Annotated in this window: 9 protein-coding genes; 6 read left to right on the top strand and 3 right to left on the bottom strand. The window is 76.4% G+C overall.

Annotated features, from left to right (window positions below; genetic code table 11):
- Positions 1-375: 375 nt before the first annotated feature.
- Genes CP969_RS05210 through CP969_RS05200 form a run of 3 tightly spaced genes read right to left on the bottom strand, consistent with a single transcriptional unit; the run spans position 376 to position 2,145 of the window.
- Positions 376-1,143, bottom strand: coding sequence for a metallophosphoesterase family protein (locus CP969_RS05210; RefSeq protein WP_016827594.1), 768 nt, complete (start codon positions 1,141-1,143; stop codon positions 376-378).
- On the bottom strand, positions 1,140-1,427 hold the full coding sequence (locus tag CP969_RS05205; RefSeq protein ID WP_016827596.1) for a hypothetical protein: 288 nt from the start codon (positions 1,425-1,427) through the stop codon (positions 1,140-1,142). Before CP969_RS05205 ends, CP969_RS05210 begins: the two co-directional genes overlap by 4 nt.
- A gap of 22 nt (positions 1,428-1,449) precedes the next feature.
- Positions 1,450-2,145, bottom strand: a complete 696-nt coding sequence (locus CP969_RS05200) for a nucleotidyltransferase family protein (protein WP_016827598.1) — start codon at positions 2,143-2,145, stop codon at positions 1,450-1,452.
- A 280-nt stretch (positions 2,146-2,425) separates the two neighbouring features.
- Here CP969_RS05200 and CP969_RS05195 point away from each other — a divergent pair, with 280 nt between their 5' ends.
- The 6 genes from CP969_RS05195 to CP969_RS05170 all read left to right on the top strand — a co-directional run bounded on the left by CP969_RS05195 (position 2,426) and on the right by CP969_RS05170 (position 12,168).
- Positions 2,426-3,019 carry a hypothetical protein gene (locus CP969_RS05195; RefSeq protein WP_039831752.1) on the top strand — a complete coding sequence of 198 codons (594 nt, stop codon included), beginning with the start codon at positions 2,426-2,428 and terminating at the stop codon, positions 3,017-3,019.
- A 24-nt stretch (positions 3,020-3,043) separates the two neighbouring features.
- The gene (locus tag CP969_RS05190) at positions 3,044-7,384 is read left to right on the top strand and encodes a cation-translocating P-type ATPase (protein ID WP_150474896.1); all 4,341 of its coding nucleotides are present in this window, start codon (positions 3,044-3,046) and stop codon (positions 7,382-7,384) included.
- 474 nt (positions 7,385-7,858) lie between these two features.
- Complete coding sequence (locus CP969_RS05185) at positions 7,859-8,941, top strand: alcohol dehydrogenase catalytic domain-containing protein (protein WP_016827602.1); 1,083 nt, start codon at positions 7,859-7,861, stop codon at positions 8,939-8,941.
- Positions 8,942-9,120: 179 nt separating this feature from the next.
- Complete coding sequence (locus CP969_RS05180; RefSeq protein WP_004992067.1) at positions 9,121-9,729, top strand: Rv1733c family protein; 609 nt, start codon at positions 9,121-9,123, stop codon at positions 9,727-9,729.
- Between the two features lie 230 nt (positions 9,730-9,959).
- Positions 9,960-11,672 (top strand): SulP family inorganic anion transporter, encoded by a 1,713-nt coding sequence (locus CP969_RS05175; protein WP_016827604.1) that lies wholly within the window; start codon positions 9,960-9,962, stop codon positions 11,670-11,672.
- 79 nt (positions 11,673-11,751) lie between these two features.
- Entirely contained in the window at positions 11,752-12,168 is a 417-nt protein-coding gene (locus tag CP969_RS05170) for an ATP-binding protein (RefSeq protein ID WP_016827606.1), read from the top strand.
- Positions 12,169-12,173: the final 5 nt, after the last annotated feature.

Genomic DNA, 12,173 nt, shown 5'->3' with positions numbered 1-12,173 from the left:
CCACGGGCACGCTGTGGCTGTACTCCGGGTGAGGGAGGGTGGCGGCCGTGGGGACGGTCAGGAACCGACGGCGCGCCAGACGCCGTGCGGTGAGGCGCAGTTCGGCGTCGTACGGGTGAAGGCGTGCCCGGGCGGTGGTCCAGGGCGGCCGACGGCGCGGGCCGGTGAGCGTGGCCCGCGTCCCGGGCGGTGAGGTGGCGACATCGGCCACGGGACGCGGAATCTGTATGTTAAGCAGACGAAGCGCATGAAGTCGGCGTGCCTCGCGGGATGTTCACACGAGAGGCGGTACGCGGACCGGGCCGGGACGGCGGGAAGCGCCGCCGGTGCGGACCGGCGGCGCTGGGGACGGGGGACGGGGTGGGGCGGTCGGGCTCAGCCGGTCGTCGCCTGCGCTCCGGCGCCGGAGCGCAGGCGCTCCGGGACCGGCAGGTGGTAGACGTGGAAGGCGCGGCCGATGACCGGCTGGGCGACGTTGCGCACCCTGACGCCCCCGGTGGTCATGCCGTGCTCCGTGCCGGCGTGCGCGTGCCCGTGCACGGCGAGGTCGGCGCCGGCCGTGTCGATCGCCTCGGCCAGCAGATAGCTGCCGAGGAACGGATAGATCTCCAGCGGTTCCCCGGCCAGGGTCTCCGGCACGGGGGAGTAGTGGGTGAGGGCGATCCGTACGTCGCAGCCCTCCTCCTCCAGCCGTTCCAGGGAGGTCCGCAGACCGTCGGCGCACCGGCGCGAGTGCCGGACGAACTCCTTCATCACCGGCTCGCCGAACTCCCCGGCGCTGCGTCCGACGAACCCGCCGCCGAACCCCTTGGTGCCGGCCACCCCGATCCGCGCGCCCCCGCCGTCCACGACCGTCCCCTCTCCCTCCAGGACCTGGGCGCCGGCGTCCCGCAGGAGGGCCGCGACCTCGTCCGGCCGGTCGTCGTGGTGGTCGTGGTTGCCGAGCACGGCGACCACCGGGACGCCGAGGCCCCGGATCTCGTCGGCCACCACGCGGGCCTCCTCGGGGGTGCCGTGCCGGGTGAGGTCCCCGGCCAGCAGCAGGACGTCGGCGCACTCGGGCAGGGTGTCGAACGCGGGGCGCAGCAGGCCCCGGGTCTCGGGTGCCATGTGGATGTCCCCGACGGCGGCGATCCGGATCATGACAGCTCCTCCGCGTGATCGGGCGACGAGGCCTCGCTGACCACGATGTCGCAGTGGACCTCGAGCCCGGTGAGTTCCTCGCGCACGGTGTCCAGGACGTCCTCGCGGCACCGGGCCGAGGGGACGGTCCCGGTGACCAGCACGGCCTCGCCGCGGATCTCGATCCGCACGCCGAGCTCACCGAGTTCGCCGGAGGCGAGACGGTCCTGGAGGTGGGCGACGCGGTACTCCGGGCTCTGCGCCGGTGGCGGGCCGCCTGCGGATCCGGCGTCGTGGGGGTTCATGAGCGTTCCTTCCGCGGACGTGTCAGATGACGTTCAGGCGTTCCAGGAGGAAGAAGAAGGCGGCGGGCATGGGCTCGTCCCCGCAGTCGCGCCGCACCCGCTTCCAGTCGACCTTCTCGCGCAGGGTGCGGGCGATGGGCAGCACCGCGCCGAAGTCGCAGTGGTGCTCAGAGAAGGCGGCCAGCAGGCTCCACAGCAGATCGGTGGGCGCCAGGACCGGCATGCGCACCGACTCCACCGGGAGTTCCTCCGCCCGGTCGAGCATCTGTGCGGAGACCGGCCGGTGGGCCAGCTCGAAGATGATGTCCACCTCCTGCCCGAAGCACGTGGCCTTGATCAGCCAGTCCTCGGGCGGGGCGTAGACCGTCAGGCCGGCCTCGCGCAGTGTGGCGGCCACGGGTTCGGCGTCCTCGGGGCGGACGCAGAAGTCGACGTCGTGCTGGAGGTTCCCGCTGCCGCCGTGGGCGTAGACGGCGACGCTGCCGGCCAGCGCGAAGCGGTGGCCGCCGCGCTTCAGCACCGCGCCGACCTGCTTGGCCGCCTCCAGGATCGCCTGGTTGCGGTCGCGGGGCAGGTCGTCGGGGCCCTCCTCCCCGGGCCGCCCGCCCTGTGCTGCCGCGACGGTGGGGGGCGCCTGCCCGGGTGCGCCCGTGGCCAGACGGAGGTCCGGGGCCCCTGGGCGCCGGACGAGCGTGGCGTCCTCACCGTTCTCCGTCATGATCACTCCTTCCCCTGACCGGGCGGGCCCGTGCGGCCGCCACCCGGTGTCCCTGTGTGCCGCATGGAGTACCCGGAGCGCCCGCTCCGACACGGACGGGGTGCACCCGCGTGCGGAGCGCCCGCCGCCGCTCCCCTCAGGAGCCGCTCGGAGCCCCTCGGGACCCTCGGGACCTCCTCGGGACGCACAAGAAAAGCACCGGGACGGGTCACGGCCGAATATGGGACAAAAGTGGGGGAATGTGAAGAGAGTCCCCGAAGAGTGTGCTGTGGAGGTCGTCATGGACCAGAACACGTCTCGTTCGCCGGATCTTCCGCAGCCGTTGCGGGCCGTCGCCTCGGGGCTGCGGCATCTGCCGGGCGCGGAGCAGGTGGGCAGGGTGGCCGGCAGCGCCCTGGACACGATCGGCGCCGTGTCCCCGCGCGGGCGCCGGATGGCCGTCTACACGGGAGCCGGCGTGCTCGGCGTGGCCGGTGTCGTGGAGTGGCCGGTGGCGCTGACCGGCGCGGCCGTCGCCTGGCTCACCCAGCCGCGGCCCGGACCGGGCGCGCAAAGCGCGGAGGTCACGAAGGTCACGGAGGACACGGGAGGCGCGGAGGGCACGGAACCCTCCGGCGGCACACCGGTCACCGCCGAGGGGCGCCAGGGTCCTCCCGCCCGGCCCGCAGAGGAGCCCGGCTCCGAGTCGCTCGCCGACCGGGGTCCCGGTGACCGGCTGACCCCCACCCACCACCGGAACGAACCGGCGGAGCCCCCCGCACACGAACAACCCGCCCGGGTGGGCGACACCGCCACGGCGTCGGCGCTCAAGCAGGTCGCCGAGGCCACCACGCACCACGGGCAGCAGCCGCACGGCGACCGGCACACCGGCTGAGCCGGGACGACGGGACGGCCTTCGATGCCCACCCACTTCGACGTCGCCCCCCTCGCCGGGGCCGTGGCGGGAGTCGCCGCGGGCGCCGCCCGCTCCGCCGCGCAGGGCGTGACGTCCCTCCACGACACGTCACGCCGCGTCCGGCACGTCGCCCGCAACGCCCTGGGCGGCGACCGGCACTGGCGGGCCGGACACCGCGTCCACCTGGCCCTGCGGCACCCCGGCGGAGCCGCCGGGCCGCTCGCCCGCAAGGTCGCCGCCGAACTGCTCGACCACCCGGACGTCCTGACGGCGTACTGGGACGAGGGGCTGTCCCGTCTGGTGGTGACCGCGGTGACGGACGCGGCGAGCGACCGCGTGAGCGAGCAGGCGGTCGCGCTCGCCGCCCGCCTCGGACTGACCGAGGACGCCGACCCGGAGGAGGAGAGCGGGGCCGCCCACCCCGGCGACCCCCGCGAGGTGCGGGTCGCCGCCGCCTCGCTGCTGCTGGACGCGGCCGGCGCGGCCGGTGCCCTGGCCGGCCGGGCACTGCGCCTGCCGGCCAGCCCCAAGACGGTCACCGCCGCCGTCACCCTGCTGCGCGAGAACCCCCGGTTCCGCGCCCTGCTGCGCCGGCGGTTCGGCCGCAGCGGCATGGAACTGATCCTCGCCGCCGCCAACGCCACCGCGCACGGCGCCGGACAGTCCCCGGCGTCCCTGGTGCTCGACGGACTGCTGCGCACCGGCCAGTTGGCCGAGACGGTGGCCAGGGCCGCCGCCTTCGAGGCCCTGCACGACGACATCTGCCACGAGCAGCGCACCAGCATCCCTGCCCCCACCGACACCCGCCCGCCGTTGCGGGTGACGCCCGCCCAGGCCTACGCGGCCCACGCGGGCACCGGCAGCGTCGCCGGCGCCGCCGCCGCCCTCCTCGTCACCCACGACATGAGGGAGGCCGCCGAAGCCGTCCTCGCCGGCTCGCCCAAGGCCGCGCGGTACGGCCCGGCCGCCTTCAACGCGGTCCTCGGCATCCACCTCGTCCGGTCCGGCGTCCTCGTGCGCGACAGGGAGCGGCTGCGACAACTGGAGATCGCCGACTCCCTCGTCCTGCACGCCGACGCCCTGCGCAGCCGCCCGCGGCACGGCGCGGCCCCCGACGGCGCGTCCGCCGTGTTCGAGGACCCGGTCGACCCCGACGCCGAGGCCGTGCTCGACGCGGCCCGCAGGGCGGGACTGCACGTGGTGATCACGGGCGGTTCCGATCTGAAGGACATCACCCGCCTGGCCGACGAGGTCGCCCCGGCCGACCTGCCGTTCGCCGACGTCGTCCGGGCCCTGCAGAACGACGGGCGCGTCGTGGTGAGCGTCGCCCGCGTGGCCGCGGACGAGGACGGCGACGCGGCGAACGGGCTGGCCGCCGGCGACGTGGCCGTCGCCCTCACCGACGCGCGCTCGGCCGTCGCCTGGGGCGCCGACGTGCTCGCCCTGAACGGGCTCGGTGACGTGTGGCGCCTGCTGACCGTCATCCCGGCGGCCCGCCGGGTGGGCCGCCGCTCGCAGACCCTGGCCCGGGCGGGCGCCGCCCTGTCGGGGCTCATGGTGGCCCGCGGCGGCACCCCCGGCGGCCGTCTCTGGCGGCGGCTCACCCGGCACGCCCCCGTGAACACCGCGGCGTCCGGCGCCCTGCTCGCCGGCGTGACCGCGGCCGTGCGCGTGGCCACCGCCACGCCGCCCGAACCCCGGCTGCACGTGCCCTGGCACGCCCTGGAACCGCACGAGGCCCACGCGCTGCTCAGCACCTTCCGCACCGACGCCGAACCCCGCGGGCTCGCCCTGCTCGCCGACCGCTCGTGGCAGCGGGCGGCACGGCTCGCCCGGACGCCCGCGGCGGCCCCCGCCCGCTGGACCTGGGAGGCGGCCGGCGCCGTCCGCCGGGAACTCGACGACCCCCTCACGCCCGTCCTGGCCACCGGCGCGGTCGCCTCGGCCCTGCTCGGCTCGCTCGTCGACGCGCTGCTCGTCGTCGGCGCCATGGACCTCAACGCGGTGGCGGGCGGTCTGCAGCGGCTGCGCGCGGAACGCGCCCTGGCCCGGCTGGCCGCCCGGCAGCGGCCCAAGGCACGCCGGCAGGAGACCTCCCGGGACACGGTCACCGTCGACGCGGCCCGGCTGAAGCCGGGGGACCGGATCGGTCTCGGCGCCGGCGACGTCGTACCGGCGGACGGGCGGCTGCTGGAGGTGGACGGTCTGGAGGTCGACGAGTCGGCGCTCACCGGTGAGTCGCTGCCCGTGACCAAGGCCCTCGAGTCCACCCCCGGCGCGCCGGTGGCCCAGCGGACCTGCATGGTCTTCGAGGGCACCACCGTCGTGGCCGGCCGGGCGGTCGCGCTGGTGGTGGACACCGGCGACCGCACCGAGGCGGGCCGGGCCGTCGCCCTGGCCGCCCGCACCCCGCCGCCCGCCGGCGTCCAGGCACGACTGCAGGAACTGACCCGCAAGGCCCTGCCGGTGACCCTCACCGGCGGCGCGCTGGTGGCCGGGCTGTCCCTGCTGCGCGGCAGCCCGATCCGGCGGGCGGTCAGCGGCGGTGTCGCCGTGGCCGTCGCCGCGGTCCCCGAGGGGCTGCCGCTCGTCGCGACCGTCGCCCAGATGGCGGCCGCACGCCGGCTGTCCCGGCGCGGTGTCCTGGTCCGCACCCCGCGCACCCTGGAGGCGCTCGGCCGGGTCGACACCGTCTGCTTCGACAAGACCGGCACCCTCACCGAGAACCGGCTCCGCCTGGTCCGGGTGGCCACCGCGGACGGCACTGTGCTCGCCCCGGACGCCGAGCGGGCCGTACCGGTCGTGCGGCTGGCCGCGCGCGCCTGCCCGCAGGAGGAGACGGGCGAGGGGCGCCGGGTCGCGCACGCCACCGACGAGGCGGTCCTCGACGTCGCCCCGCCCGACGACGCCTGGACCGCCGACGGCGAACGGCCCTTCGAGGCCAGCCGGGGCTACGCGGCGGCGGTCGGACGGGACGGCGGTGCGGACGCCGACGGGCTCCTCGTCGTCAAGGGCGCCCCCGAAACGGTGTTCCCCGCCTGCCGGGACCTCCCCGACGACACGACCGCGACGGCCCACGCCCTCGCCGGGCAGGGGCTGCGCGTCCTCGCCGTCGCCCGGCGCCCGTGCCGGACGGCCGACGTCGCCGCCGAACTCGACGCCGACCTCGCGGACCTGGAGTTCGCCGGCCTGATCGCCCTGGCCGACGTCCCGCGCGACACCTCGCAGGCGCTGCTCGCGGCGCTGCGCCGCTCCGGCATCCTGCCCGTCATGCTCACCGGCGACCACCCGGAGACCGCCCGCGCCATCGCCCTGCAACTGGGCTGGCCGGAGGAGACCGAGGTGGTCACCGGGGACGAGCTGGTCGCCATGGGCCGGCGCGACCGGGTCCGCGCCCTGCACGGGGCCGCCGTCGTCGCCCGGGTCGCGCCCGAGCAGAAGCTCCACGTCGTGGAGGCCCTGCAGCAGGCGGGCCGGGTGGTGGCGATGGCCGGTGACGGCGCCAACGACGCCGCCGCCATCCGCGCCGCCGACGTCGGCGTCGGCATCGAGGCCCGCGGCTCGGCCGCCGCCCGCAACGCCGCCGACATCGTGCTCACCACCGGCGACCTGTCCGTCCTGGTGGACGCCGTCGCCGAGGGCCGCGCCCTGTGGCGCAGCGTCGCCGACGCGGTGAGCATCCTTATCGGCGGCAACGCGGGCGAGGTCGGCTTCAGCGTGCTGGGCACCCTGCTGGCGGGCTCCTCGCCGCTGTCGACCCGTCAGCTCCTGCTGGTCAACCTGCTCACCGACATGTTCCCGGCCATGGCGGTGGCGGTGACCCCGAGCGACGACCCCTCGACGGCGGCGCACGCCGCGAGCGGCCCGATGGGCCTCGACGTCCTCGGCGCGCCCCTGCTGCGCGCCATCCGGCGCCGGGGCGTGACCACCTGCCTCGGCGCGGTCACCGCGTACCTGATCGGCCGGCTCACCCCCGGCACCGAACGCCGCTCCACCACCATGGCCCTGTGCGGCGTGGTCGGCGCGCAGCTCGCGCAGACCCTCTCCGGCCGCCGCCACAGCCCCCTGGTGTGGGTGACGGCCCTGGGCTCCGCCGCGGTGCTCGCCGCCCTCGTGCAGACCCCCGGCGTCAGCCACTTCTTCGGCTGCACCCCGCTCGGGCCCCTCGCCTGGTCCGGCGTGGCCCTGGCGATCGCCCTGTCGGCCCTCGCGCCGCGCCTGGAACGCCTGCAGCCGGTACGGCACCTGTACGGGGCGGCGTCCCGCCTCGCCCTGTACCTCGGCGACACCGTGCGGCAGGCCCGCCACCTGCTGCACAGCGGCATCGCGCGACCGGTGGCGTGACGACGCGCCGCGGCCGGGCCGCCGCCGGCCCGCGGAGGTGCCCCCGCGGGCCGGCGAACCGGGTGCGCGGCACCACCCGGCCCCCGCCGCACGCGCCGTTGGGGGCACCCCGCTCCTCCTCGGCGCCCTCGCCGAGACCCTCCGCCTCGCCGCCGCCTCGCCGCCGCCCCTCCGGCGGCCGTCCGCCGTGCCGACCGCGTCGCCGTCCTCGGGCCCGGGCGCATCGCGCGTGAGGGGACCTGGCAGGAGCTCACCGCCCGCCCCGACGGCGTGCTCACCCGGCTGTTCCGGGCGGTGACGGGGCACGGGCCCCGGACGCCGGGCCCCGTGTCACCGGCGGATTGCGGCCTTTGCGCTCAGACTGGAAGAGGCAGGGCGGCAGCCCCGGCACCCCCCGGGGCTCCGCGGACACAGGCGGGCGCGGGCGCGCCCGGCGCCGGAGCCCGCCGCAGAGCAGAAGGGGTGAGGACCGGCATGAAGGGTTACGTCTTCCACGGCCCCGGGCAGTCCGCCTGGGAGGAGGTCCCCGACCCGGCCGCCAAGGAGCCCACCGACGCGATCGTGCGGGTCGACGCCGTCACCATCTGCGGAACGGACCTGCACATCCTCAAGGGCGACGTCCCCGAGGTCCGCCCGGGGACCGTCCTGGGGCACGAGGCGGTCGGCGAGATCGTCGAGACCGGGAGCGACGTCCGCACCGTACGTCCCGGGGACCGGGTACTGGTCTCCTGCATCTCCGCCTGCGGGCGGTGCCGTCACTGCCGCGAGGGCATGTACGGCCAGTGCCTGGACGGCGGGGGCTGGATCCTCGGTCACCTGATCGACGGGACCCAGGCCGAGTACGTCCGCGTCCCGTACGCCGACCTCTCGGTGCATCCGCTGCCCGGCACGCTCACCAGTGAGGACGCCGTGCTGCTGGCCGACATCTTCCCCACCGCCTACGAGGTGGGGGTGCTCAACGGGCGGGTGCGTCCCGGGGACACCGTCGTCGTGGTCGGCGCCGGGCCGGTCGGGCTCGCCGCGATCGCCGCCGCCCGGTTGTTCGCCCCCGAGCGGGTCATCGCCGTGGACCTGGCCGCACCCCGGCTGGAGGCGGCCAAGACGTTCGGCGCCGACGCCGTGGCCTACGCGAGCGAGGCCCCCGAGCAACTGGTCGCGGACCTCACCGGCGGACTCGGCGCGGACGTGGTCGTCGAGGCGGTGGGCCTCCCGGAGACCTTCGAGATGTGCACCCGCATGGTGCGGCCCGGCGGCCGCCTGGCCAACGTCGGGGTGCACGGCGGCCCCGCCACGCTGCACCTCGAGGACCTGTGGATCAAGAACGTCACCATCACCACGGGGCTGGTCGACACGTACTCGACGCCCACCCTGCTGCGGATGGCGGCCGCCGGCCGACTGCCCACCGGCCCCCTGGTCACCCACACGTTCCCGCTCGACCACATGCAGGAGGCCTACGACGTCTTCGGCAACGCCGCCGAGACCGGCGCGCTCAAGGTCGTCCTCGGTGTGCCGCAGCACGAGGTCGTCCCCGTGCACCCGACGCCCCCGACGGCCTGACGGTGCTGTGGCCGGCCCTCACCGGCCGGGGCCGCGCCGCGCGCGGAACGGGGCCCTTCGGCCCCTGCCGGTGAGGGCGGAGAGGGTCCACCCTGGAGGGGTGGGCACCGTGCCCCGGCGGACCGGCCGGCTCCCGGCCCGCCGAGGCGTCCGGTGCGAGCACGAGGAGGTGACGCCCCATGGCGAGGACGCACGGGGCGGAGGTCCGCAGGGTGCGGCTGTGGCGCTGGCGGAGGAACCCGCTGCGGCGCCGCAGCGATCTGATCGAGGCGTGGGTCCTGCTCGCCGTTCTCGTCCTCGCCCTGTCGGCCGCGGTGTTCGCCGGTCTGACGGCGGCCGGAGCCGTGGACGGGGCGCTCGCCGAGCGCCGGGACCGGACCCGTACCGTCGCGGCCGTCCTGATCGAGGACGCCGCCCACACGACACCCGCGTCGGTGTCCGAGAACTCCGAGAACGGGGACGGCGGCGTGTGGGCCCCGGTGCGGTGGACCGCCCCGGACGGCACCCACCGCACGGGCCGGGCGGAGGTCGAGCCGAGTGACCGGGCGGGCACCGCGGTCACGGTGTGGACGGACCCCGAGGGCCGGCTCGTCTCCCGGCCGCCCGAGGGCGCGGAGGCGCGGTTCCAGAGCGTCATGGCCGGTGTCACGATCGGTGCCGCCACCGCGGGAGCGGGACTGCTCGGCGCCCAGTTCGTCCGGAGCCGGCTGCAGCGGCGGCGCCTGGAGGAGTGGGAGGCCGAGTGGCGGCTGGTCGAGCCGGCCTGGCGGAAGCGCATGACGGGCTGACCGACCGGCGAGCTGACCGACCGGCGAGCTGACGGGCCGACGGCGCGACCGCGGCCGCCCGCCGACGGTCCGCCGGGCCGGGCTCCCCGCATCTTTTTATCTGCGGAATTGCAAAATTTCGCAAGTGACTACATGCTTGCCTCGTCATCCCGTCGTAGGCCATACGGGTGCGCCCGTCTCCGCGCCTCCCGTGCGACGGGCGCCCTGAGCCGTCGGGAAGTCGAGGGGTTGTGTCCGTACCGCTGTCACCGGCCGGGATCCGGTCCCGGATCACGTCGCTGCTGCCCACCCGTGCCGATCTGGCCCAGGCGCGGCGCGATCCGCGCCGGGACCTGCTCGCCGGCCTGACCGTCGCCGTCGTCGCGCTGCCGCTCGCGCTCGGGTTCGGTGTCTCCTCCGGACTCGGCGCCGAGGCGGGGCTGGCCACCGCCGTGGTCGCCGGGGCGCTGGCGGCGGTGTTCGGCGGCTCCCACCTCCAGGTCTCCGGTCCGACCGGGGCGATGACGGTGGTGCTGGTGCCCATCGTCGCCGACCACGGGCCCTCGGGGGTGCTCACCGTCGGGTTGATGGCGGGCGTGATCCTGGTCGCGCTGGCGCTGCTGCGGGCCGGGGGGAGCATGCGCTACGTGCCGGCGCCGGTGGTGGAGGGCTTCACGCTCGGCATCGCGTGCGTGATCGGACTGCAGCAGGTTCCCAACGCCCTCGGCGTGCCCGTGCCCGAGGGGGAGCGGGTCCTGGTGGTCGCCTGGCGGGCGCTGGAGGACTTCGCCCGCGACCCCGGCTGGGCCTCCCCGGCGCTGGCGCTCGCGGTGGCCGCCGTGATGCTGCTCGGGGCGCGCTGGAAGCCGACCGTCCCGTTCTCGATCCTGGCGGTGATCGCGGCCACCGTCGTGGTGCAGGTCGCCGGCCCGGACGGGGTGCGGCCGATCGGCGACCTGCCCGCTGGGCTGCCCGCCCCCTCGCTCGCCTTCCTCGACGCCGGGGCCCTGGGCGGCCTGCTCGCGCCCGCCGTGGCCGTGGCGGCGCTGGCCGCGCTGGAGTCGCTGCTGTCCGCCTCCGTCGCCGACGGCATGACCGTCGGACAGCGGCACGACCCGGACCGCGAACTGTTCGGGCAGGGCCTGGCCAACATCGCCGCCCCGCTGTTCGGCGGCGTTCCCGCGACCGGGGCGATCGCCCGCACCGCGGTCAACGTCCGCTCCGGCGCCACCTCCAAGCTGGCCTCGCTCGCGCACGCCGCCGTCCTCGCGGTGATCGTCTTCGCGGCCGCCCCGCTGGTGTCCAGGATTCCGCTCGCCGCGCTGGCGGGCGTGCTGCTGGCCACCGCGATCCGCATGGTCGAGGCCGGCTCGCTGCGCGCGATGGCCCGCGCCACCCGCTCCGACGCGCTGATCCTCGTCCTGACCGCCGTCGCCACCCTCGTGCTCGACCTCGTCCAGGCCGTGATCATCGGTCTGGCCGTCGCGGGCCTCCTCGCCCTGCGGGCGGTGGCCCGGCAGGCCCGGCTCGCCCCGGTGCCGCTCGACCGGGGCGACCACACCGAGGAGGAGCACGAGCTGCTGGCCGAGCACATCGTCGCCTACCGCATCGACGGCCCGCTGTTCTTCGCCGCCGCCCACCGCTTCCTGCTGGAACTGACCGAACTCGCCGACGTGCGCGTGGTCATCCTGCGCATGTCCCACGTGAGCGTCGTCGACGCCACCGGAGCCCTGGTCCTCAAGGACGTGGTGGCGAAACTGCGACGCCGGGGCGTCGTCGTCATGGTCTCCGGCATACGCCCCGGCCACCGCCGGGTCCTGGACTCCGTCGGTGCCCTGGAACTGCTGCGGCACGAGGGCCGGGAGTACGCCACGACCCCCGAGGCGATCGGCGCGGCCCGTGACCACCTGGAACGCACCGGCGTCCTGACGACGGCCCCGGCGCCCGCCCGGGAGGCACCGTGACCCGCACCCGCACCTGTGCCCGCCCCCGCCCGCCGGTCCCACGGACCGCGCCGCGCCGCTCCCTGCCCGGGAGACGCCCGTGACACCCCGACTGGACACGCTGCCGTACCGCCACGTGCTCACCCTCCCCACCGAGCCCGCCGCCGTCCGCCTCGCCCGCGAGACCGCCGAACAGGCCCTGGCGGAGTGGGGCATCGCCGCCCACCACCCCGCGGTGGGCCCGGCCCTGCTCATCCTGAGCGAGCTGGTGACCAACAGCGTCCGGCACGCCGTCGAGGCCTCGCCGCAGACGACCGTGGTCTACGCGGCGAGCCCCGAGTGCCTGGTGTTCGCCGTGCACGACCGCCACCCCCACCGGCCCCGGCTGTACGCACCCGCCGGCGCGGGCGGTCTGGCCACCGTCGTCGAGCTGACCCACGGCCTGGGCGGCACCGCGGTGGTCCGGGGCGACGCCGACGGCCGGGGGAAGAGCATCTGGATCACACTGCCGCTGTGACGCCG

Source organism: Streptomyces viridosporus T7A (assembly GCF_008704515.1).
GTDB classification, from domain to species: domain Bacteria; phylum Actinomycetota; class Actinomycetes; order Streptomycetales; family Streptomycetaceae; genus Streptomyces; species Streptomyces viridosporus.
This window is presented reverse-complemented; position numbering and strand designations above follow the sequence as displayed.

Bases quoted from the DNA above. Each gene is read 5' to 3' on its own strand.
- CP969_RS05185 (WP_016827602.1), top strand. From the start codon at position 7,859: ATGAAGGGTTACGTCTTCCACGGCCCCGGGCAGTCCGCCTGGGAGGAG.
- CP969_RS05190 (WP_150474896.1), top strand. From the start codon at position 3,044: ATGCCCACCCACTTCGACGTCGCCCCCCTCGCCGGGGCCGTGGCGGGA.
- CP969_RS05200 (WP_016827598.1), bottom strand. From the start codon at position 2,145: ATGACGGAGAACGGTGAGGACGCCACGCTCGTCCGGCGCCCAGGGGCC.
- CP969_RS05205 (WP_016827596.1), bottom strand. From the start codon at position 1,427: ATGAACCCCCACGACGCCGGATCCGCAGGCGGCCCGCCACCGGCGCAG.
- CP969_RS05210 (WP_016827594.1), bottom strand. From the start codon at position 1,143: ATGATCCGGATCGCCGCCGTCGGGGACATCCACATGGCACCCGAGACC.
- CP969_RS05180 (WP_004992067.1), top strand. From the start codon at position 9,121: ATGGCGAGGACGCACGGGGCGGAGGTCCGCAGGGTGCGGCTGTGGCGC.
- CP969_RS05195 (WP_039831752.1), top strand. From the start codon at position 2,426: ATGGACCAGAACACGTCTCGTTCGCCGGATCTTCCGCAGCCGTTGCGG.